We start from the raw sequence: 21,579 nt of genomic DNA, 5'->3' as shown, positions 1-21,579 counted from the left end.
GAAATCGACTCCTCCGCGCAGGCTCCGACCTGCTCGCGAAGGAACGATCGCCACGTCCACGTCACCCGCTCCGACACCGTCAGCGCAGCCCCGCGGGCTCGACCGCACCGGGCTCGCCCTCGGCCTGGGCACCTACCTCCTGTGGGGCTCGTTCCCCATCTACTTCAAGCTCTTCACGCGCACGGACGCGGTCGAGCTCGTCGCGCAGCGCGTCGTGTGGGGGCTCGTCGTCTGCCTGCTCCTCCTCGTCGTCGCACGCCGCTGGCGAGCGTTCGTCGATGTGTGGCGACGGCCCCGGCAGGTGGCGATCCTGGCGACGGCGGCACTCCTCGTCGGTGGCAACTGGCTCATCTACGTGTGGGGCGTGCAGAACGGGCACGTCGTCGACGCGTCGCTCGGCTACTACGTCAACCCGCTGCTCACGGTGCTGCTCGCCGTCGTGCTGCTGCGCGAGCGCCTCACGGTGCCGCAGTGGTGGGCGATCGGCGTCGGCGCGGCCGCGGTCCTCGTCGTGTCGTTCGGGGGTCACGGCGTGCCGTGGCTCGCTCTCTCGCTCGCACTGACCTTCGGGCTCTACGGCCTGCTGAAGAAGCAGCTCGGCACGTCGGTCGACGCCCTCGCAGGGCTCGGTGTCGAGACGGCGGTCCTCGCACCCCTCGGCCTCGGGTACCTGCTGTGGCTCGGCCCCGACGGGTCGACGACCGGCGGCGGCGCAGGCTACGTCGTGCTTCTGGCGACGCTCGGCGTCGCGACCGTCGTCCCCCTCGTGATGTTCTCCGCCGCCGCACAGCGGCTGCCCCTCAGCATCGTCGGGCTCCTGCAGTACGTCACGCCGACGCTCCAGCTGGGGCTCGGCGTGCTGCTGTACGACGAGCCGATGAGCCCCGCGCGCTGGGCCGGGTTCGCGCTCGTGTGGGTCGCGCTGACGATCCTCACCGTCGACGCTGTCCGGTCGCTGCGCCGCCCGCGCGACCGCGGGCCTCGCGGCTAGGCTGGACCCAGAATCTCGTCCCCCCACCGAACAAGGAGAACACCGTGGCCGACTCCTCCATGGACATCGTCAGCAAGGTCGACCGCCAGGAGGTCGACAACGCGCTCAACCAGTCGATCAAGGAGATCGGGCAGCGCTACGACTTCAAGAACGTCGGCGCCTCGATCGCCTGGTCGGGCGAGAAGATCGTCATGATCGCCAACTCCGAGGAGCGCGTCCTCGCCGTCCTCGACGTCTTCCAGACCAAGCTCATCAAGCGCGGCATCTCCCTCAAGGCCATCGACACGGGCGACAAGGGCCCGCAGGCCTCCGGCAAGGAGTACCGCCTCGAGGCGACCCTCAAGGAGGGCCTCGCCGGCGAGAACGCCAAGAAGGTCACGAAGATCATCCGCGAGGAAGGCCCCAAGGGCGTCAAGACGCAGATCACGGGCGACGAGGTGCGTGCCACGTCGAAGTCGCGCGACGACCTCCAGGCCGTGCAGGCGCTCCTCAAGGGTGCTGACCTCGACTTCGCGGTCCAGTTCACGAACTACCGCTGATGACGGTCCCCCCGGCGACGGCCGCCACGGCGACCGTCCTCGGTGCCGTCGGCGCGCTGCACGTGCTGTGGGCGACCGGTTCGACGTTCCCGCTCGCCGACCGCGAGGAGTTCTCGGCGACGTTCCTCGGCGTCGACGGCCTCGGAAGCCCCGGCCCTGCGGCGTGCCTCGCGGTCGCGGGCGCCCTCTCCGCGACGGCGTGCGCGGCGGTCGTGGGCTCGCAGGCGAGCCAGGTGTCGGGCGTCGGGTGGCTCGCGCGCCTCGGCGCCCGCACTGCGGCAGGTGTGCTCGCGGCACGCGCGGTCGCTGGCGTCGCGGTCTCGGGCCTCGGCCTGCGCGAGACGACCCCGCGCTTCAGGAGGCTCGACCTCGCCGTGTACTCGCCGCTGTGCGCCTCGCTCGCGGTGGGGCTCGCGCGCAGCGCACGCACCGCCCGCCCAACCTCGTGAGGCGTGTACCCCGCGTCGTCGCGACGGATCTTGACGGGACGCTGCTGCGCTCCGACTACGCGGACTCTCCGCGCACGCGGGAGGTCCTGCGCGGTCTCGACGACGCGGGGGTGCACGTCGTCTTCGTCACGGCGCGCCCGCCGCGCTGGCTGCCCGTGCTCGCAGACCTTGCGGGCGGGCACGGCACGGCCGTCGTCCTCAACGGGGCGGCCGTGTACGACTTCGCGTCGGGTGCGCTCGAGCACGTGCACGCGTTCGAGCGCGCGGCCGCAGCCGCGATCGTCGACGACCTGCGGACGGCGATCCCGGGACTCGCGTTCGTGCTCGAACGCATGGACGGTCCGGTCTTCGACCCGGGCTTCGTCAGCACTCATCCCGTGCCCGACGACGCCCGCCGCGTCGACGTCTCCTCGACGCTCCGCGACGGCGACGACCCGCGTGACACGGGGCCGGGCGCGGCCGTCGGGAAGATCCTCGCGCGGCACGCGAACCTGGGTCACGACGAGCTCTACGCGCGCGTCGCCGACATCGTCGGCGAGCGTGCGGTCCTCGCGTACTCGGGCGCGGCAGCCCTCGCCGAGCTCACGGCGCCCGGCGTGACGAAGGCTGCGGGCCTCGCCCGCTGGTGCGCCGCGCACGACGTCGCGCCGAGCGACGTGTGGGCGTTCGGCGACATGCCGAACGACCTGCCGATGCTCGCGTGGGCCGGCCGCGGCATCGCCGTCGCCAACGCGCACCCCGACGTCCTCGCGGCCGCGGACGACCGCACGACCTCGAACGACGACGACGGCGTCGCCGTCTACCTCGAGCGGATCCTCGGGTGACGGGCGCGGTGACCGCCCACCAGGCGAAGGGGCCCCGCCCCAGCCGACGCGACCAGCTGAACGAGGCTGTCCCCGTGGCGGCGATGCTCGTCTCCGGCGCGATCGGCCTGCTCGTCTGGCACTCGGGCCTCACCGGCGGCTGGGACGCCGAGACCGTGCCCGAGGTCCTCGACCCGCGCCACATGCTGCTCGCAGTCGTCTCCGGGTTCCTCGCGTGCACGCCCCTGCTCGCCGGGGTCCTGCCCCGGACGACCGCGACGCTCGCGCTCGCCGCGACCGCGTCCCTCGCGTTGACCGGGCAGGCGTCGGACCGGATCCTCGCGGCTCCGCTCGTCGCGCTCGTCGTCGTCGTTCTCTCCACCGCGGCCCGGAAGCGTGCGCAGCGTCCGCCGACCGCGTCCGCGTTCCACCCCGGCGACGCACATCGCGCCCCCGCACCCCGGGTGCCGCTCGCGACCGCGCGCCAGGAGGTCCAGCTCGTGGTCGGGCTCGGCGTCGTCGCCGTCGCGCTCGTCGCCGGCGGCGTCGTGTGGACGGTCACCGACGTCCCTGCCGTCCGCGCGCTGCGCGCCGAGGGCGTCGTCGTCCGCACGGACATCGTCGACGTGACGTCCGGCAGCCGCCGGAACCTCACCCGGCGTGCCCACCTCGTCATGCCCGACGGCACGCGCGTGACGCTCGACCGCGCCAGCGCGCGGCGAGGGCTCGAGCTCGAGGTGCGCTGGCAGCCCGGCACGACGCACGTCGAGGAGACGTCAGCCCCGGAACGTCCGACGCGACCGCTCGGCCTCAGCGGAACCGGTCTCGCTCTCGCGCTCGGCGCCGGGGCGTTCGTGCGGCGCGCCGCCGTCGCGCGACGTCGCGACGCGTGAACCTCAAGGCTCTCGGACCGATAGGGTTCGCCCATGCGCGCTGCGTACGCACCGGTCCCGCCCGTCCCCGACCGACGATGGCACCTCCTCGGCCCTGCTGTCGGCGCTGCGCTCGTCGTCACCGCCGGCGTCCTCGCGGACGAGTCGCGCGCCCTGCCCGCGCCCGTCGTCGCGCCGCCGACGATGCTGCTGTCGAGCGTCGTCGAGATCCTCGCGATCGGCGCGATCGCAGCGTCGCTCCTTCTCACGTGGCGGCGGCCGGTCCATGCGTCAGTTCTCCAGGCGGTCGCTGCCGTCGTCCTCGTGGCCGTCGCATCGATCGAACCGTGGGGGGTCGCTGGGCCGGCCGTCGCGCTGCTGCTCGCGGTCGGGCTCCACACCGCGCAGAAGGCGCGGACCCAGGCTCTCGGCACATGGCCACGCACCTCCACGGCCCGGCTCGACGCGGCTGACCGCCGCGCCGTCGACGACAGCACCCGGACCCCGACATCCGTCTCGGTCGTCGTCCGTGTCCTCGGTGCGGCCCTCATCGTCGTCGGCCTTGTCTGGACCGGCGTGGACGTCGCACGCGTCCACGCGTACCGCACCGACCCTGCCACCGTGACGACGGAAGGGACCGTCCTCGACCTCCTCGAGGACGACCTGTACGCGACCCTCGACGTCGACAGCACCCACGTCGTCGTCGAGATCCTCACCGCACCGCCCGCGATCGGCGACGTGCTGCCGGTCCGCTTCAACAGCGCGCGCAACCGTGCCGAGCTGCTCGGCACACCGTTCGACCCGGTGGGTGCACTCTTCTGGACGGCGCTCGGGATCACCGTCCTCGTCGCCATGCGTCACCGCAGCCGCGACATGCACGCGCTCGCCGGAACCGCACGCGGCCCCGGCACCTCGCTCACCTTGAGCAGGGTCGGCGAGGAGCTGCTGCTCGTCGCTCCCGCCGGCACCCCCGTAGCACGGCTCGACGCGCTCACGCTGCTCCATGACCCCGACGGACCCATCGAGGACCATGACGCACCAGTCAATCCTGAGGCCGCCGCCGAGGCTGACGCCCTCATCGCGCGGCTCGAGACACTCAGCGAACGTCCGGTCGCCGAGCTCGACGATCATGAGCTCCTCGAGCTCTACAGTGCCGAGACCCGCCTCGAGGAGCTGAGCGAGGCCCTCGACCCCGCGCTCGAGCAGATCATCGACGACGGCGCCCGCACCGCGGTCGTCGCGACCGTCGTCCCGTCGACGGGTGACGTCGTCCTGCACGGTGAGGGGGTCCTGCTGCGGAGCACAGTGCTCGCGCCACATGGGCGGACCCGCCGCACGAAGGACTCCGTCGGTGTCAAGCACCCGTGGACACCCGCACCCGCGTCCCAGCCCGAGCCCGCAGCCAGGACTGCCGGGCTGCTGATCGCCCTCTCCCGCTGGATCGGAGACCGCGACGCCCTGCCGATGCTCGCCGTGCACGCCGCGGTCGCCGGTGCCGTCTGGTGGGTGCTCGACGAGCCCGACAACGGATGGTGGGCCGCGCTGCGGATCGCCGTGGTCCCCGCCTACCTGCTCCACCTCACCTGGCTCGTGCAGCCGTCGATCGCGGTCCGCCGGTCTCACCTGCTTACGCGCGAGCGCCTCCGCGTGACCCGCACGCCGTGGAGCGAGGTCACCGGGATCAACGTCCACGACGGGACCACCATCGTCCGGACCCTCACCGACGGGACGAGCGACGCCATCGTCATCCCCGCCGACCCGGGACTTGCGGGCGTCCCTGTTGCGGGTTGCCGCACCCCGGGGGACATCGCGGCGCGCCTGCGCGACGCCTGGGTCGCCGGACGCACGGTCCCGGCGAGCGGCGCACGGACGATTCCGTCGTTGTCCCTGCTGCTCGGATGCGCGTGGGCCGTGCTCCTCGTGGCGACCGTGCTCGTTCCGTAGCGCCAGCCTGCGCAACTCGACGCGTGCGCAACGCAGCTCTGCGCGACCACCTGGACGAGGCATGACGACTGATGTCGGACACACCCGCTATCGTCGCGCCCATGTCGATGACAACAGCGCGCCCACGGCCGACCTGGTCGAACCGGGGCGGTCGCATCCCGCTCAAGGTGGTCGCGCTCCTCTGCTGCGTCGCGGTGCTGAGCGCCGCATCGGCAGCCGAGCAGTCCGGGCGCGTCGACCCGGCGACGGCCTCGGGGCTCACGTCGACCACGTCCCTAGGCGTACTCCTCGCGGGCATGGTGCTCGTCATGACGACGCCGCTCGCCGGGCTGTGGCTCGTCGCGGTCGGCGCGTGGCTCATGTGCGTGTGGTCGGGTGCGCCGTGGCCGCTCCTTGCGCTCGCCGGCGTGCTCACGGTCATCGCGGTGCGTGTGACCGTCCCGGTGCTGCAGCAGCTCTCGGCCTCCCGACGCGTCCTCGCCGACCGGAAGGTCGTCACGCTCGACGCCGCGTCCGCGGACGCCCTGCGGAGCGAGCACCCGGGCAACGGCCCACGGACGATCCGCCTCGTCGTCGCGGCCCTCGCTGCCGGTGTCGCGGCGTTCGCCCTGACCATGTCCGACTCCCTGGCTGGGCAGCCACTGCCCAGGCACCTCGCGTGGGGCATCCCTGCGACGCTCGTACCGCTGCTCACCCTGCGCTGGCGCGCGTCGCGCCGACGACGCGTCCTCCGTCTCGCGGACGAGGGCGCCCCAGGGCTGCCCGTGACGCTGCGCGGCGCGGGCGACCGGCGGCTGCTGCTCGACGGCGGCCCGCACCTCGCGGCCACGACAGGATTCGCCGACGAGACGATGCACCTCGTCGGGTTCCCTCCCGGGCACGACGTCGCCGCACCGTCCAGCCGAGGGAAGCTCCGCTCCGACGGCGTGCTCGCGGGCGGCAGGCCCGAGCCCGGCGTCGTCCTGGGCCTGCGCACCGCCGACGACATCACGCTCGTGCGCACGTCTCTCGGCTGGCTCGCAGGACCCGCGCCGCGGGACGTCGACCGCGAGATGGCCACCGGCCAGATCGTGCCCGCGAGCGCGGTGGCCGGGGTCGAGGCGCCGTCGGCCGTCGACCCGTCGGGCCCCGGCACGTCGTCCACCGGCCCCGGCACGACGGGATCCTGACCACGGCACGACGGGCTCCTGGCCCCGGACGCGCGACGGCCCGTCACCACGCGTGCGGTGACGGGCCGTCGTCGCTGGTGTCAGAGCGCCGTGAGGATGCGCGGTCCCTCGTCGGTGAGCGCGATCGTGTGCTCGACGTGCGCGGCACGCTGGCGCGAGCGCGAGTAGAGCGTCCAGCCGTCGTCGCCGTACGTGTAGCGGCCCGAGCCGCCGTGGATGAACATCGGCTCGAGGGCGATGACGAGTCCCGCCTTGAGCTCCATGCCCTTGCGGGCGCGGCCCTCGTTGGCGATGAACGGCTCGCCGTGCATCTCGCGGCCGATGCCGTGGCCGCCGTGGTCCTCGAGGTTGCCGACCTTCGCCTTGCGTGCGACCCGGCCGATCGCGGCGGAGATGTCGCCGAGGCGCCCGCCGACCTGCGCGGCCGCGATGCCCGCGTCGAGGGCGGCGCGCGTCGTCGCGATGAGGTCGAGGTCCTCCTGGCGGGGCGTGCCGACGACGAAGCTCGTCGCCGAGTCCGCGGCCCAGCCCTTGAGGATGGCGCCGCAGTCGATCGACACGAGGTCACCGTCGGCGATGCGCAGGTCGTTCGGGATGCCGTGGACGACCGCGTCGTTGACTGACGCGCAGATGACGCCCGGGAACGGGGTGGGTGCCCAGTCGGGGTGGTAGTCGAGGAACGGCGAGGTCGCACCTGCGCCGAAGATGACGTCCTTGGCGACCTTGTCGAGCTCGAGGAGGGACATCCCGACGACGGCGGCCTCCTCGACCGCCTTGAGGGCCTGGGCGACGATGCGTCCGGCCTCCCGCATCTCGTCGATCTCGGCAGGTGTACGCAGCTCGATCATGCCCCCATCCTACCGAGGCGACCCGCCCCGAAACCCGCCAGAGGACGTGTCCCCCACCACCCCGCGCGTCGCCGCCACGCTTGCGAGGCGGTCCTGCGGCGCCGAGATAGTCCCCTGCACGCGAGATAGTGCCGCACAGCGACTATCTCGCGTGCAGGGGACTATCTCGCGGAAGACGGCCGACTAGCGGCGGTCGGGTGGGCGGCGGCCAGGTGGGTGGCCCACCGGCCGAGGGGGTGGGCGACCGACCGGCCGAGGGGGTGGGCGACCGACCGGCCGAGGGGGCGGGAGGGCGGCCGACGGTGGACCGAGGGTCAGTCGTTCGTCGCCATGCGCTGGAGGCGGGCGATGCGCTCGGCCATCGGCGGGTGCGTCGCGAAGAGCTTCGCGGCGCCACCCTTGAACGGGTTCGCGATCATGAGGTGCGAGACGTTCTCGAGGTTCTGCGTCGCCGGCAGCGGCGCCGCCTGCGTGCCGTGCTCGAGCTTGCGCAGCGCCGACGCGAGCGCGAGCGGGTCACGCGTGAGCCGCGCACCGTCCTCGTCGGCGTCGTACTCCCGCGTCCGCGAGATCGCCATCTGCACGAGGGCCGCGGCGAGCGGCGCGAGCAGGGCGAGCGCGATCCCCGCGATCGGGTGGACGTTGCGCCGGTCGTCGCCGCCCCCGCCGAAGAACATGAGGAACTGCGCGAGCGACGTGACGACGCCCGCGACGGCCGCCGCCATCGACGACGTGAGGATGTCGCGGTTGTAGACGTGCATGAGCTCGTGCCCGAGGACGCCCCGCAGCTCGCGCTCGTCGAGCAGCGTGAGGATGCCCTCCGTGCAGCACACCGCCGCGTTCTGCGGGTTGCGGCCCGTCGCGAAGGCGTTGGGCGCGGCCGTCGGCGAGACGTAGAGGCGCGGCATGGGCTGGCGCGCCTCCATCGAGAGCTCGCGCACGATCCGGTACATCGCGGGCTGCTCGAGCTCGCTCACCGGGTAGGCGTGCATCGAGCGGATCGCGATCTTGTCCGAGTTCCAGTATGAGACCGCGGTCGAGACGACGCCGATGCCCGCGAACACCCAGAGCATCGTCGGGCTGTTGCGGAAGAACACCGCCCACAGGCCGAGCAGAACCGCCCACAGGACGCCGAAGAGCATCGCCGTCTTGAGGCCGTTGAAGTGCTTGTGCATGTGCGCCACTCCCGTGCGACGTCGTCGGGCGGTGGAGCCCCGAGCTACCGACGTCGCTCTATCCCGTTCAACGCGGGGCGAGCCCGTGCCGTTCCAGAGAACCCCACCACATCACCCGTCGCCGCCCCGCACGCGACCCGGTCCTCGCCGCCGAGCTAGTCCTCTGCGCGCGAGACAGTCCCCCGCAGCGGCTATCTCGCGTGCAGGGGACTATCTCGCGGCAGACGGCGGACGGCGAAGCGCCCGTCAGGCCGGGAGGTCGACCGACGGCGGGAGGTAGCGGGCCTTGAAGGCCGCGCCCGACGCGAGCTGCTGCGTGCGCGCCCAGGCGGCCTCGTCGACACCGTCCGGCCGACCGGCACCGGCCGCGAGCGCGCGCAGCGCCGCGTCGAGCACCGGGTACGGCGGGAGCGAGTCGGAGTCCTCCTGGTCGTCGGCGAGCTCGGCCGACGGCGGCCTCGAGACCGTGTACGCCGGGATGACCTCGGCGTCGCGGTTGATCCACGCGGCGAGCTCCTGGACCTCGGTCTTGTAGAGCTGCCCGAGCGGCGCGACCGCGCCGATGCCGTCGCCGTAGAGCGTGAAGTAGCCCGTGCGCACCTCGGAGAGGTTGCCCGTGTTGAGGACGATCCCGCCGGTCGCGTTGGCGATCGCCATGAGTGTCGTGCCGCGCAGGCGCGCCTGGATGTTCTGCTCGGTCACCGACGTCGTCGCGTCGGTGAACCCGGGCCACGCGGGCGAGCCGGCCATCCCGTCCTGGACGGCGGCGCGGAGCACTGCGTAGGACTCGTCGATCGAGATGACGTGGTGGTCCGTGCCGAGGTTGCGGCCGATCGCCGCGGCGTCGTCGTGCGACGCCTGTGACGAGTGGCGCGTCGGCATGAACGCCGTGAGGACGTTCTCGCCGCGCAGGGCGCGCGCGGCGGCGACGGCGACGACCGCGCCGTCGAGCCCGCCCGAGACCCCGACGACGACGCGCCCGACGCGCGCGTCCGACGCGGTGCGGGCGATGCCGTCCGCCATGGCGTCGAGGACGCCCTCCCAGTCACGCGTGCTCATCACTCGTCCTCCTCGTCGTCGGTGGGTCGCAGGATCGCGGGGTGCAGGACGGTCGCGTCCCCCGTCTCGTAGAGGGCGCCCACACGGCCGCCCTCGAACTGGCTCGCGCCGCGCACGTCGAGGCTGCGGACGAACCCGGGCGTCGAGAGCACCTTGCGCGCGAAGTTCGACGGGTGCAGGCGCGTGCCCCACACGCACTCGTACACGCGCCGCAGGTCGCCGAGCGTGAAGGGCTTCTCGACGAATGCCGCTGCGAGCGTCGTGTACTCGATCTTCGAGCGCGCGCGCTCGACGGCGTCGGCAAGGATCTGCTCGTGGTCGAACGCGAGCGTCACCTCCCCGGCGGCGATGTCGCGCAGCGCGAAGAAGCGCGCGCGGGCAGCGTCGTCGCCCGCGACGGGCGCGGGGAGGTCGGGCAGGAACGCGAGGTAGGCGGTCGAGACGACGCGCATGCGCGGGTCACGGCCGGGCGCCGAGTACGTGCGGAGCTGCTCGAGGTGGTAGGTCGAGATCTCGAGCCCCGTCTCCTCTACGAGCTCGCGGCGCGCGGTCTCCTCGCCGGGCTCGTCGATGTCGACGAAGCCGCCGGGCAGGGCCCACGAGCCCGCGTAGGGCTCGTTGCCGCGCTCGACGAGCAGGACGGAGAGCTCGCCGCCACGGATCGTGAGGACGACGATGTCGCTCGTCACGGCGAACGGCGGGTAGGCCGACGGGTCGTACCCGGCGGGGGCGACGGCGTCAGACAAGACGCACCTCCTTCTCGCGGAGCAGGTCGAGCGCGGCCTGCGTGGTCTCGGGGGCGACGCCGGCGGTGAGGCCGACGAGGACGGTCGTGTCGATCCCTGCTGCGCGGGCGTCGAGCGCGGTCGCGCGCACGCAGTGGTCGGTCGCGATGCCGACGACGTCGACCGCGTCGACACCCGCCGCGGCGAGGACGCCCGCGAGCCCCGTGCCGTCGGCGTCGACGCCCTCGAAGCCCGAGTACGCGGCCTCGTAGGCGCCCTTGCGGACGCCCGCGACGGGCATGTCCGTCGCGGCGAGCGCGGCGGCGACGTCCGCGTGGACCTCGGCACCCGGGGTGCCGGCTTCGCAGTGGACGGGCCACGTGTCGAGGAAGTCGGGTGTGGTCGACCAGTGCGTGCCCGGGTCGACGTGCCAGTCCTGCGTCGTGACGACGAGGTCGTAGCCGCCCTCCGCGATGCGCGCGGCGACGCCGCGGGCGACGTCGTGCCCGCCCTCGACGCCGAGGGCGCCGCCCTCGCAGAAGTCGTTCTGGACGTCGACGACGATGAGTGCGCGTGCCATGTCTCAGCTCCTTGCCGTGAGGTAGGGGGTGCCCGCGACGACGTCGAGGGCGCTCGGGGGCAGCTCGGCGAGCGCGGCACGGTGGTGGGCGCGCACCTCGTCGAGGGTCGGCAGCGACGCGGTCTCGCCGTCGCGGACGTAGGTGACCTGGAGGTCGCGGGTCGTCGTGCCGGCGGGGTGCTCGTCGACGGTCCCCTGGGCGCGGGGCACGGCGAGCTCGGCGACGGCGACGCCGTGCGCGTCGAGGACGCGCGTCGCGTCCTTGAGGCCGCCGACGGACGCCTTGTCGGCCGACTTCTTCGCGACCGGACGCATCTGGCCGTCCGCGCCCTCGATCTCGACGAGCTTGTAGACCATCGAGGCCGTCGGTGCCCCCGAGCCGGTGACGACGCGCGTGCCGATGCCGTAGCCGTCGATGGGGGCGCCCTGGGAGACGAGGTCGTCGATGACGTACTCGTCGAGGTCGCTCGAGACGACGATCTTCGTGGCGCTCGCGCCGAGCTCGTCGAGGAGCGCACGGGCGTTCGTCGTCTCGACGTAGAGGTCGCCCGAGTCGATGCGGATGCCGCCGAGCGCCGGCCCGCCCGCGGCGACAGCGTTGCGGATGCCTGTCGGGATGTCGTACGTGTCGACGAGGAGCGTCGTGCCGACGCCGAGGGAGGCGACCTGAGCGGCGAACGCCTCGGGCTCTGAGTCGTGCGCGAGCGTGAACGCGTGCGCGGCCGTGCCCGTCGTGGGGATGCCGTAGCGGAACCCGGCCTCGAGGTTCGAGGTCGCGCCGAAGCCGGCGACGTACGTCGCGCGGGCCGCGACGACCGCGGCCTCGTCGCCCGTGCGGCGCGAGCCCATCTCGATGATGCCCGCACCCCGTGCGGCCGTCACCATGCGGGAGGCGGCCGACGCCACGGCGGAGTCGTGGTTGAGGATCGAGAGCAGGAGCGTCTCGAGGAGGACCGCCTCACCGAACGTGGCCTCGACCGTGACGATCGGGGACTGCGGGAAGAACAGCTCGCCCTCGCGGTAGGTGTGGATCGAGCCCGTGAAGCGGTAGGCGGCGAGGTAGTCGAGCGTGGGCTCGTCGACGACGCGGTTCTCGCGGAGGAACTCGATCTGGGCGTCGTCGAAGCGGAACTCGGCGACGGCCTCGATCGCGCGGCCGATGCCGGCGACGACGCCGTAGCGGCGGCCGGCGGGCAGGCGGCGTGTGAAGAGCTCGAAGACGGCCCGCTTGTGGGCGGCTCCCGAGGCGAGTGCCGCCTGGAGCATCGTCAGCTCGTAGTGGTCCGTCTTGAGGGACGGGGTGGCGCTGTGCCGGGATCGGCTGTGCTGCATCTCGACCTCCTTCATACTCACACTGAGTATTGTGTCGTGCCACAGGGCACCACGCAACCCCTATCTCACACCCGATCCCGCTCCCCCGCCCCCACGACTCGTCGCGTCCGAGCACACGCGGGCGCGTGCAGGAGCGCTACGAGTCGCGAAAGCAGAACGACTCGTAGCAGTCCTGCACACAGCGAGAGTGTGCGGGAGCGCTACGAGTCGTTCTGGAGAGTTGCGCGGACGGCTCAGGCCGTCGCGTTCACGCCTTTCGCGATCGCGATCATCTCCTCGCGGGAGACGACCTTGATGCGCTCGCGCCCCTCGGCGACGCCGAGCGCGAGCTCGTGCGCCTCGAGGTTGAGGAAGTCGTCCCAGACGACGAGGTCGACGCCGCGCTCGGCGAGCGTCGCGACGATGTCCTCCGGGGCGGCCTTCGTCGCGCGCGGCAGCGAGTCGACGTCCTCGACGAGGTGGCGGATCGTCTCCGACGCGTCCGACTTCGTGTGGCCGATGAGGCCGACGGGACCGCGCTTGATCCAGCCGGTCGCGTAGACGCCGGGGACCTGCTCGCCGTCCGCGCCGAGGACGCGGCCCTCGGCGTTGGGGATGACGCCGCGGCGGTCGTCGAACGGGACGTTCGCAAGCTCGGTGCCGAAGTAGCCGATGGCGCGGTAGACGGCCTGGACGGGCCAGTCGTGGAACTCGCCCGTGCCCTTGACCGTGCCGTCGCCCTGGAGCGCGGTGCGCTCGGTGCGCAGCGCGACGACCTTGCCGTCCTCGCCGACGACCTCGGCCGGTGAGTGGAGGAAGTGCAGGTGCAGGCGACGCGAGGCCGCGTGCGTCGACGGGTCGACGAGCGCCCAGTCGGTGAGCGTCTTGACGACCTGCTTCGTCTGGTTGGACGAGTCGATCGCGGCCATCGAACCCTCGTCGAACTCGTAGTCCTCGGGGTAGACGACGATGTCGACGTCCGGCACGTGGCCGAGCTCGCGGAGCTCGAGCGGCGAGAACTTCGCCTGCGCGGGACCGCGGCGGGCGAAGACGTGCACGTCCGTGACGGGCGAGGCCTTGAGGCCCTGGAAGACGTTGTCCGGGATCTCGGTGACGAGGAGGTCCTCGGCGTGCTTGGCGAGCACGCGTGCGACGTCGAGCGCCACGTTGCCGGCGCCGAGCACCGCGACCTCACGGGCCTCGAGGGGCCACGTGCGCGGGACGTCCGGGTGGCCGTCGTACCAGGAGACGAAGTCGGCGGCGCCGTAGGAGCCGTCGATGTCGATGCCCGGGATGTCGAGGGGCGCGTCCTTGATGGAGCCCGTCGAGAAGATCACGGCGTCGTAGTGCTCGCGCAGGTCCTCGAGCGAGAGGTCCGTGCCGTAGTTGACGTTCGCGAGCAGGCGGATGTCACCACGCTCGAGGATCTTGTGGAGGGCACCCATGATCATCTTGATGCGCGGGTGGTCCGGCGCGACGCCGTAGCGCACGAGGCCGAACGGCGCGGGCAGGCGCTCGATGAGGTCGATCGAGACGTCGATGCCGGCCTTCGAGAGGATGTCGGAGGCGTAGATGCCGGCAGGACCGGCGCCGACGATCGCGACGCGCAGGGGGCGAGAGGTGTTCACGGATGCAGGCCTTTTCGGTGCTGGTGGATACCCGGTGGTGTGGAGCGAGTGTGGCCCGGGAGGCGGGCGTCGTCACGCGGACGGTGCCAGGTGACCGCATGTCGGACACCCGACCGTCCGGCGAGCGACGCGCGCGGGACGACCACCGTCCAGGGTAGTCGTGCCCGCGCACGCGGGACGGTCCGGGTGAGGACTCTCACAGGATCGCTACCTGCGCGGGGGCACCCCGACGGTGTCGGCGATCGCGCTCGCGTCGGCCGCGGAGACGAGCTCGGCGAGCTCGTCGAACGCGTCGGCCGGCATCGAACCGACGGGCGTCGGCGTCACCGCGTCGACGACGTGCTCCTCCATCTCCGTGACCGCAGGCCGCGTGAGGATGACGAGCGAGACGACGACGGCCGCGAGCATGAGCGCGACGCCGATCCACGACGTGATGACGACGGAGCCGGCGAAGGCGGAGTGCGCCGAGTCGAGCAGCGCACCTGCGCGGTCCGGGTCGAGCCCGCTCGCGACGTGGGTCGCGCCGCCGAGCGTCTCGGAGGCGGCGCGCTCCTGCGCGGCGGTGAGGCCTGCAGGCATGACGACGGCGCGGTGGTAGCCCGCCGACATGATGCCGCCGAGGATCGCGGTGCCGAGGACGGCGCCGAGCTCGTAGGCGGTCTCGGAGATCGCTGACGCGGCTCCTGCACGTCCGGCGGGGGCCGAGGAGAGGATGAGGTCGTTCGAGACGGTCTCGGCGGCGCCCGCGCCGACGGCGAGGAAGACGAAGCCCACGACGACGGGCCACAGCGTGCCCGCTCCTCCGGCGAGGGCGAGGACCGCGTACCCGACGGCGGCGAACGACATGCAGGCCGCGATGACGCGTCCCGGCGAGACGTGGGCGACGACCTTGACGACGAGCAGCCCGGCGATGATCGTCGCGAGGAGACCCGGCAGGAGCGCGAGACCCGCGTCGACGGGGCTGAGCCCGACGACGAGCTGGAGGTCCTGCGAGACGAAGTAGATGAAGCCCGTGAGCGCGACGACGGACAAGAGGTTGACGAGCACGCCGCCGCCGAAGGCGGGCGACGCGAAGAGGCGGACGTCGAGCATGGGCTCGGCGCGCCGGAGCTGGCGGCGCACGAACGCGAAGCCTGCGAGGAGGCCGGCCGCGATCGTCGCGAGGGCGAGGCCGGTGAGGCCGTGCTTCGCGACCTCCTTGATGCCGTAGACGACCGGGGTGATGGTCGCGACGGACAGGAGGATGGACGTGACGTCGAACGGCGCGGGCCGCGGGTCGCGCGACTCGGGCACGACGAACGGGGCCGCGACGAGCATGAGCGTGAGGACGGGGACGCTCATGAGGAAGACGGATCCCCACCAGAAGTGCTCGAGGAGGAACCCGCCGACGATCGGCCCGAGGGCGGCGCCGGCGGAGAAGCCCGCAGCCCAGATCGCGATCGCGAGGCGGAGCTCGCGGCGGTCGGTGAAGACGTTGCGGATGAGCGAGAGCGTCGACGGCATGAGCATGGCGCCGAAGAGGCCCATGCCTGCGCGGCCGGCGACGAGCCACTCGGCGGACGGCGCATAGGCGGCGAGCGCGGAGACGATCGCGAAGCCCGTCGAGCCGATGAGCAGGAGGCGTCGACGCCCGACGCGGTCGGCGAGCGCGCCCATGGGCACGAGCAGCGCCGCGAGGACGAGCGGGTAGACGTCGACGATCCACAGCAGCTGCGTGCCCGAGGGCACGAGCGCGGAGGAGATCTGCGGGAGCGCGAAGCTCAGCACGGTGTTGTCGACCGAGACGAGCAGCACGGGCAGAAGGAGGACGGCGAGCGCCGCCCACCGGCGTCGACGGCTCGGGGGGCTGTCGACGCCGGCGGCGTCCGGGGCGGTCGGCAGCTCAGGGAAGCTGCCCCGCTCCCGGTCGTCCGCGCGCCCGTCAGGGAAGGGGTGCGCGGCGTTCTGGGGGGTCGGGCGGTGCGTGGCGGCGTCCTGGTGGTCGCCGCCGTTGCGGGTGGTCACGACGTTCCTCTCGTGGCGCGGGTGACGGGCGTCGGACGACGCCACTCTCATCAACCGTCCAGACGGTATAGAAACCGACCCCCCGAGGTTAACCGTCCAGCCGGTATAGTTGCAAGGTGGCATCGAGCACACGGTCCGCCGACGCGGACCCTCCCGGACCTGCCCCCTCCGCCGCCGCGGGGGTGCCCCGTCGCGCCGCAGGCAACGCCCGCTCGAGCATCACGCGCGGCCGCATCCTCGACGCCTTCGCGCGGATCCTCGTCGAGCAGGGCGAGCGCGCCGCGACCCTCGACGCCGTCGCCGCCGCGGCCAACGTCTCCAAGGGCGGGCTGCTCTACCACTTCGGGTCCAGGGTCGCGCTCGTCGACGGTCTCCTCGAGCGCATGGTCGCGCTCGCCCACGCGGACGTCACCCACATGCGCGAGGCGCCCGAGGGCGCGGTCGCCTACCTCATCCGGACGTCAGCGATCTCCGACACCCCCTTCGACCTCGACTACCTCGCTGCGACACGCCTCGCCGAGGGGCCCTTCCCCCAGGCACGGGTGGCGCTGACGCGCGCCCACGAGGCGTGGCTCGCCGCGACGCGCGAGGCCGTCGGCGACCCCGTGCTCGCCCGCGCGATCGTCCTCGTCTCGGACGGCCTCTACCTCGAGGCGGCGACGCGGCGCGGCTCCCGCTCCCCCGCACCTACGACCGACGGCCCCGTCGAGACCGCGACGAGCCCTGCCGGCACGGCCGAGCTCGTCGCCCTTCTCGAGTCCGTCATCGCCTCGCGGCGCGCCTGACCTTCGTCGCGGCGCGTCCGCGCCTCGCCAGGGCGCGCTGGCGTCGGCGCACAGCCTTCGCCTCGCGTCGGCGTGCCCGCGCGGCCCGGAGCGACCTTGCGGAGAACTGGCCGCGCAGCCGGCTGCGCCGCGTGCCGTTCTTCGCGAGCGCCGCGAGGAACAGGTCGGTCTGCTTCCACGTCTCGGTCGCGACGGCGGCGTCCGGGTCGCCCGGGCCGAAGACGGCCGCGTCGGCGTGCAGCGCGACGTTCCGTGCCGAGACGCCGGGGAACGCCGCCTCGATCGCGCGCGACGCCTCGGTGCGCGTCGCGCCTGTCGCGGGCGGCTCCGCCCGGTCGCGCACAGCGTCGAGCACCTCGTCCCACGCGCCGGTGACCCGCGCCATGGGCGCGCGCGCCTTGCGCCGCCGCCGACGACGACGCGTCTTGGCCGACACGATGAGCAGCGGTGGCAGGAGGATGAGCAGCAGCGGCACGGCGACCGCGACCGTCGTGACGATGACGCGCGTCCAGTCGGTCGTGATGACCTCGACGTCCTCGCGGGCCTCGACGTCGACGTTCTCGACCTCGTCGTCGGGCACGGCAACGGGGTCCTCGAGGCTCGGCGGCGGCTGGACGACCTCGGGCTGAGGGTCCGGCTCGGCCTGCTCCGGGTCGCTCGACGGCGTGCGCGACGTGTCGGGCGTCGGGAAGTACGGCACCCAGCCGTGCCCCGCGTACGCGATCTCGACCCACGCGATCGTGTCGGCGCCCGTGAACGTCACAGGCGTGGACGTGTCCACGCCCTCGGCCGGGCGGAAGCCCATGACGACGCGCGCGGGCAGGCCGAGGTTGCGTGCCATGAGCGCCATCGCCGACGCGTACTGCTCGTCGTCACCGATCATGCGGTCCTCGGACAGCAGCCGGTCGACGCGCGCGACGCCGTGGCCGACGAGCGAGGGATGGTCCCCTGCGGCGGTGATGCCGTGCGAGAAGTAGCCCTGCTCCGAGAGCGTCGCCTCGAGCGCGCGTGCGAGCAGCGCGGGGCTCGTCGCGTTGCGCGCGATGTCGGCGGCCTTCTGCGTCGCCGCGTCAGGGATGTGCTCGATCTCGGGCTGGCGGACGTCCGCGACCGCGGCGTCCGCGAGCTGCTCGTCCGAGAGGCCCGGCGGGATGACGACCTCGGCCGACCAGCGGTCGTCCTGGCGCAGGCCGCCCGGGAGGACGGCAGCGCCGGTCGCATCGTTGAAGCGGAACGCGAGCTGCTGGTCGCGGGATCGGCGTCCCTCGAACGTCAGGCTCGAGGTCTGGCCAACCGTCGGCATCCACACGCCGCGCAGCGCCTCGACCTTGACGTCGATGCTCGCCTCGGTGCCTTGCGTGCGCACGGGGATCGACTCGCCGACGCGCCGGAACGCGCCCGAGCCGCCGAGCGTGCCGGTGGGGTCGACGTTCCACACGACGCCGTCGAACGCATCCATCGTCGCGAGGCGCACGAGCGCACCCTCGGGCAGGCCCGCGACCGTGACGAGCGGCGTCTCGCGCAACTCCTTGTGGAACGAGCGGAAGCCCGAGAGCGGACTCACCTGGTCGCGCAGGTCGAACGGCGGCACGACGGTGTTGCGCAGGACCGTGCGAGGCGCGTCACCCGCGACGTACGGGGCGCCGGCGTAGCCGCCGCCGAGAGCGACGACGGCCATGACGGTGAGCGTCACGTAGCGGCGCGGGTGCCAGCGCCGGGTACGCCACGCGAGCCACGGCAGCATGAGCGCGACGATGCCCATGCCGACGAAGGTCGCGAGCGGGGCCTCGACGGTGCCGAGGAGGATCGCGCCGACGAGCAGGAGCATGGGGGTGGCGAGAGCGACGGCGAGGCCGACCCGCTCGCGGCGACGCGCCCCGGCGGAGCCGTCGGTCCGCGAGCGTCGGGTCTCCGCGGTGACGTCGACGGTCGCGGCCCAGGCTGCGAGGACGGTGCCGCCGAGCGCCATGACGAACGGCGGGACGAGGACCGCGCCGAGCGTGCCGAGCGGCGGCTCGAGCGTGAGCACCTCCTTCCACGACGTCACGAGCCCCTCGAGGAGGGTGAGCAGCGTGTCGAGCGTCGGCACGACGCGCGCGACGGTCGTCGACGGCGCGGCGAAGGCCCCGCCGAAGACGAGGTAGGCGACGGCGGTCGCGGCGAGCACGATGATGCCGCCCGCCCGGCGGGCACGCCCGACGAGCACGATGACGGCGCCGAGGAGGATTCCCGCGCCGAGCGTCGGCAGAACGGCCCGGGGGCCGTAGGCGGGGACGAGCGCGAGCGTCGCGAGGAGCACGGCGAGCGAGGCGACGGCGGTGCTCGTCGTCCGGCGCAGCGCGGGGCGGGCGTGCGTACCGCCGAGGTCGATGGTCCGGACGTCGGTGCTCATGCGGTCACCAGCCGTCGCATGAGTCGAGGCAGGTCCGTGACCGAGCCGAGCGTCGCGACGGTGAGGAGGTTGCGGGTCTGCAGCGCGAGCTCGTGGTCGGCGCCGACGGAGATGACGACGGTGCGGATGCCTGCCGGGACGTGCGACGCGGTCGCGCGGAGCTCGGGCGCCGTGAGGGTCGAGCCGGTGACGACGAGCACGAGGGACGCGTGCGGGACGGAGCGGGCGATCTCCTGCGCGACGGGCACCTCGTCGGCGCCGGCGTCGCGCACCTCGAGGCCGGCGCAGTCGTCGAGGAACGCGGGCGGGGTCGTCGTCCGCAGCGATCGGGTCGACGTGAGCGCCGTGACCTCGAGCTCCTCACGGAGCGCCTGCTGCCCGATCGACGCGTACACGGTGACGGCGAGCTCGAACTCGTCCTCGTCGCGGTAGTCGGCGAGCGTGTCGACGAGGCCGAGCGCGGTGTGCGTGCGCCGGGTGTCCTCGAACTGGCGGACCATGAGCCGACCGAGGCGCGCGGACGAGCGCCAGTGGATCGAGCGGCGGTCGTCGCCCGGGATGTACTCGCGCAGCGCGTGGAAGGACATGTCGTGGTCGGAGATGACGCGCGTCGCCTCGCCCTCGAGGTCGCGCAGGACTCCCGTGCGGGCCGTGCCGAGCGAGACGGTGCGCGGGTGGACGTAGAGGTGCTCGGGCTCGGTCCACATGACCTGCCGGCGCACGAGCCCGAGGGCGTCGCCGCGCACCGAGCGGACGGGGCCGACGGTGAGGACGGAGCGGCGAGCACCCGCGACGGCGAACACCTCCTCGAACTCTGCCTCCGACGCGAGCGACGGGAGGTCGACGTCCGCCTGGCCGGCGCCGACGGGCAGGACGATGCGCGCGGGGAGCGTGCGGGCACGGCCGACGTTCGTCACGTTGAGCCGTCCGACGGCGCGCTCGCCGACGACGATGCGATGGTCGGCGAGGTCGAGCTCGACGCGGTACGTCGACCGACCGAGCGTGAGGACGATCGAGATGAGCAGCAGCGCGGCGAGGGTCGCGCCCGCGGCGACGAGCTCGTCCCACCCGTAGCGGCGGCCGACGACGAGCGCGCCGACCGCGCCGACGAGAACGAGCCACCCGAGGGGGCTGACGTGCCGGCCGACCCACGAGCCGAGCCGCCGCAGCGGACCGACCGCGCCACGCGCGCGCACGCCGAGACCCCGGGCGTGCGCGCCTGCTGCACGCACCCCCGACCTCGTGCGCGCGCGTGCTGCGCTCAGGTCGCGTCGAACCATGTCAGGCGACCCGCTCCACGGGCGGTGCGGTCGTCGCGAGCACGTCCTGGATGATCTCGGGCGCGGTGACGCCGGCGAACTCCGACTCGACGTCGAGCACGAGGCGGTGCGCGAGCACGGGTTCGACGAGATCCTTGACGTCGTCCGGAACGACGAACGAGCGGCCCTGCGACGCGGCCCACACCTTGGCGCAGCGCACGAGGGCGAGGCAGCCGCGCACGGAGACGCCGAGACGCGTGCGGGTGTCGGTGCGGGTCGCCTCGGCGATCCGCGAGACGTAGTCGAGCACCGCGTCGTCGACGTGGACGTCCGCCGCCATGTCTGCCATGTCGGCGACCGCGTCCGTCGTGATGCGCGGGCTGAGCCCTGCCGAGCGGTCACGCGTCGCGGATCCCGCGAGGATCTGCACGGTGGCTGCGTGGTCGGGGTAGCCGAGCGACGTCTTGATGAGGAAGCGGTCGAGCTGGGCCTCCGGCAGGCGGTAGGTGCCGGCCTGCTCGATGGGGTTCTGCGTCGCGATGACCATGAACGGACGGCCGACCCCGTGGGCCTCGCCGTCGACGGTGATCCGGGACTCCTCCATGACCTCCAGGAGCGCCGACTGCGTCTTGGGCGACGCACGGTTGATCTCGTCCGCGAGGACGATCGACGCGAAGATCGGGCCGCGATGGAACGCGAAGCGCCCGGTCGACTGGTCGTACACGGACACGCCCGTGACGTCGGACGGCAGCAGGTCCGGCGTGAACTGGATGCGGTTGTGCGTGCCCTGGACCGTTGCGGCGAGCGAACGGGCGAGCATCGTCTTGCCCGTGCCCGGCGCGTCCTCGAGGAGCACGTGCCCCTCGGCGAAGAGCGCGGTGAAGGCGAGACGAACCGCGTTCGGCTTGCCGAGGACGGCCTGCGAGACGTTGTCGACGAGCGTCTCGAACGTCTCTCGGAACCAGCCGGCCTGCTCGGGGGTGATCACTGTGCGTTCTCCTCGCAAGGTTCGTGCCGCGGGTGCGGCGACGGGGATGTCGTGCGTG

The 21,579-nt window shown here is 73.0% G+C and carries 19 protein-coding genes; 8 read left to right on the top strand and 11 right to left on the bottom strand.

Features of this window, described 5'->3' with window-relative positions:
- The first annotated feature begins 46 nt into the window (after window positions 1–46).
- The 7 genes from rarD (at window position 47) to G7063_RS02595 (ending at window position 6,767) form a co-directional block, all read left to right on the top strand.
- Window positions 47–991 (top strand): EamA family transporter RarD, encoded by a 945-nt coding sequence (gene rarD, locus G7063_RS02625; RefSeq protein WP_166415165.1) that lies wholly within the window; start codon window positions 47–49, stop codon window positions 989–991.
- A gap of 44 nt (window positions 992–1,035) precedes the next feature.
- Window positions 1,036–1,530: a YajQ family cyclic di-GMP-binding protein gene (locus G7063_RS02620; RefSeq protein ID WP_206188197.1), complete on the top strand. Its 495-nt coding sequence runs from the start codon at window positions 1,036–1,038 to the stop codon at window positions 1,528–1,530.
- Complete coding sequence (locus tag G7063_RS02615; RefSeq protein ID WP_166412961.1) at window positions 1,530–1,979, top strand: DUF3995 domain-containing protein; 450 nt, start codon at window positions 1,530–1,532, stop codon at window positions 1,977–1,979. The genes G7063_RS02620 and G7063_RS02615 overlap by 1 nt, the downstream gene beginning before the upstream one ends.
- Window positions 1,976–2,803, top strand: a complete 828-nt coding sequence (locus G7063_RS02610; protein ID WP_166412960.1) for an HAD family hydrolase — start codon at window positions 1,976–1,978, stop codon at window positions 2,801–2,803. The genes G7063_RS02615 and G7063_RS02610 overlap by 4 nt, the downstream gene beginning before the upstream one ends.
- A 74-nt stretch (window positions 2,804–2,877) precedes the next feature.
- Complete coding sequence (locus tag G7063_RS02605) at window positions 2,878–3,675, top strand: hypothetical protein (RefSeq protein ID WP_166412959.1); 798 nt, start codon at window positions 2,878–2,880, stop codon at window positions 3,673–3,675.
- A gap of 33 nt (window positions 3,676–3,708) precedes the next feature.
- Complete coding sequence (locus G7063_RS02600; protein WP_166412958.1) at window positions 3,709–5,598, top strand: hypothetical protein; 1,890 nt, start codon at window positions 3,709–3,711, stop codon at window positions 5,596–5,598.
- 101 nt (window positions 5,599–5,699) lie between these two features.
- The gene (locus G7063_RS02595; RefSeq protein ID WP_166412957.1) at window positions 5,700–6,767 is read left to right on the top strand and encodes a hypothetical protein; all 1,068 of its coding nucleotides are present in this window, start codon (window positions 5,700–5,702) and stop codon (window positions 6,765–6,767) included.
- Window positions 6,768–6,847: 80 nt separating this feature from the next.
- On the opposite strand, the gene map is transcribed toward G7063_RS02595, so the two are convergent.
- From map to G7063_RS02555, 8 genes are all read right to left on the bottom strand, one after another.
- The gene (gene map / locus G7063_RS02590; protein ID WP_166412956.1) at window positions 6,848–7,615 is read right to left on the bottom strand and encodes a type I methionyl aminopeptidase; all 768 of its coding nucleotides are present in this window, start codon (window positions 7,613–7,615) and stop codon (window positions 6,848–6,850) included.
- Between the two features lie 314 nt (window positions 7,616–7,929).
- Window positions 7,930–8,790 (bottom strand): zinc metalloprotease HtpX, encoded by an 861-nt coding sequence (gene htpX / locus G7063_RS02585; protein ID WP_166412955.1) that lies wholly within the window; start codon window positions 8,788–8,790, stop codon window positions 7,930–7,932.
- Between the two features lie 246 nt (window positions 8,791–9,036).
- Window positions 9,037–9,849: an NAD(+) synthase gene (nadE, locus tag G7063_RS02580; RefSeq protein WP_166412954.1), complete on the bottom strand. Its 813-nt coding sequence runs from the start codon at window positions 9,847–9,849 to the stop codon at window positions 9,037–9,039.
- Window positions 9,849–10,595: an NUDIX hydrolase gene (locus tag G7063_RS02575; protein ID WP_166412953.1), complete on the bottom strand. Its 747-nt coding sequence runs from the start codon at window positions 10,593–10,595 to the stop codon at window positions 9,849–9,851. Before G7063_RS02575 ends, nadE begins: the two co-directional genes overlap by 1 nt.
- A complete protein-coding gene (locus G7063_RS02570) occupies window positions 10,588–11,154 on the bottom strand; it encodes an isochorismatase family protein (protein ID WP_166412952.1) in 567 nt (188 codons plus the stop codon). Before G7063_RS02570 ends, G7063_RS02575 begins: the two co-directional genes overlap by 8 nt.
- Before the next feature lie 3 nt (window positions 11,155–11,157).
- Window positions 11,158–12,486: a nicotinate phosphoribosyltransferase gene (locus G7063_RS02565; protein ID WP_166412951.1), complete on the bottom strand. Its 1,329-nt coding sequence runs from the start codon at window positions 12,484–12,486 to the stop codon at window positions 11,158–11,160.
- Window positions 12,487–12,719: 233 nt separating this feature from the next.
- Entirely contained in the window at window positions 12,720–14,093 is a 1,374-nt protein-coding gene (locus tag G7063_RS02560; RefSeq protein WP_166412950.1) for an FAD-dependent oxidoreductase, read from the bottom strand.
- A 207-nt stretch (window positions 14,094–14,300) separates the two neighbouring features.
- Window positions 14,301–15,974: an MFS transporter gene (locus G7063_RS02555; protein WP_166415163.1), complete on the bottom strand. Its 1,674-nt coding sequence runs from the start codon at window positions 15,972–15,974 to the stop codon at window positions 14,301–14,303.
- Between the two features lie 239 nt (window positions 15,975–16,213).
- Here G7063_RS02555 and G7063_RS02550 point away from each other — a divergent pair, with 239 nt between their 5' ends.
- The gene (locus tag G7063_RS02550) at window positions 16,214–16,882 is read left to right on the top strand and encodes a TetR/AcrR family transcriptional regulator (RefSeq protein ID WP_240916165.1); all 669 of its coding nucleotides are present in this window, start codon (window positions 16,214–16,216) and stop codon (window positions 16,880–16,882) included.
- Here the strand turns inward: G7063_RS02550 and G7063_RS02545 are convergent.
- From G7063_RS02545 to G7063_RS02535, 3 genes are read right to left on the bottom strand one after another with little or no spacing between them, the layout of a single operon-like run.
- Complete coding sequence (locus tag G7063_RS02545) at window positions 16,860–19,274, bottom strand: transglutaminase-like domain-containing protein (protein ID WP_166412949.1); 2,415 nt, start codon at window positions 19,272–19,274, stop codon at window positions 16,860–16,862. The two genes, G7063_RS02550 and G7063_RS02545, sit on opposite strands and share 23 nt — an antisense overlap.
- Window positions 19,271–20,506, bottom strand: coding sequence for a DUF58 domain-containing protein (locus G7063_RS02540; RefSeq protein WP_240916164.1), 1,236 nt, complete (start codon window positions 20,504–20,506; stop codon window positions 19,271–19,273). Before G7063_RS02540 ends, G7063_RS02545 begins: the two co-directional genes overlap by 4 nt.
- Before the next feature lie 49 nt (window positions 20,507–20,555).
- A complete protein-coding gene (locus tag G7063_RS02535; protein ID WP_166415161.1) occupies window positions 20,556–21,518 on the bottom strand; it encodes a MoxR family ATPase in 963 nt (320 codons plus the stop codon).
- Window positions 21,519–21,579 lie beyond the last annotated feature (61 nt).

It is taken from the genome of Sanguibacter sp. HDW7, assembly GCF_011300875.1.
Classification (GTDB): Bacteria; Actinomycetota; Actinomycetes; order Actinomycetales; family Cellulomonadaceae; genus Flavimobilis.
This window is presented reverse-complemented; position numbering and strand designations above follow the sequence as displayed.

Bases quoted from the DNA above. Each gene is read 5' to 3' on its own strand.
- G7063_RS02615 (WP_166412961.1), top strand. From the start codon at position 1,530: ATGACGGTCCCCCCGGCGACGGCCGCCACGGCGACCGTCCTCGGTGCC.
- G7063_RS02600 (WP_166412958.1), top strand. From the start codon at position 3,709: ATGCGCGCTGCGTACGCACCGGTCCCGCCCGTCCCCGACCGACGATGG.
- G7063_RS02595 (WP_166412957.1), top strand. From the start codon at position 5,700: ATGTCGATGACAACAGCGCGCCCACGGCCGACCTGGTCGAACCGGGGC.
- map (WP_166412956.1), bottom strand. From the start codon at position 7,615: ATGATCGAGCTGCGTACACCTGCCGAGATCGACGAGATGCGGGAGGCC.
- htpX (WP_166412955.1), bottom strand. From the start codon at position 8,790: ATGCACAAGCACTTCAACGGCCTCAAGACGGCGATGCTCTTCGGCGTC.
- nadE (WP_166412954.1), bottom strand. From the start codon at position 9,849: ATGAGCACGCGTGACTGGGAGGGCGTCCTCGACGCCATGGCGGACGGC.
- G7063_RS02570 (WP_166412952.1), bottom strand. From the start codon at position 11,154: ATGGCACGCGCACTCATCGTCGTCGACGTCCAGAACGACTTCTGCGAG.
- G7063_RS02565 (WP_166412951.1), bottom strand. From the start codon at position 12,486: ATGCAGCACAGCCGATCCCGGCACAGCGCCACCCCGTCCCTCAAGACG.
- G7063_RS02545 (WP_166412949.1), bottom strand. From the start codon at position 19,274: ATGAGCACCGACGTCCGGACCATCGACCTCGGCGGTACGCACGCCCGC.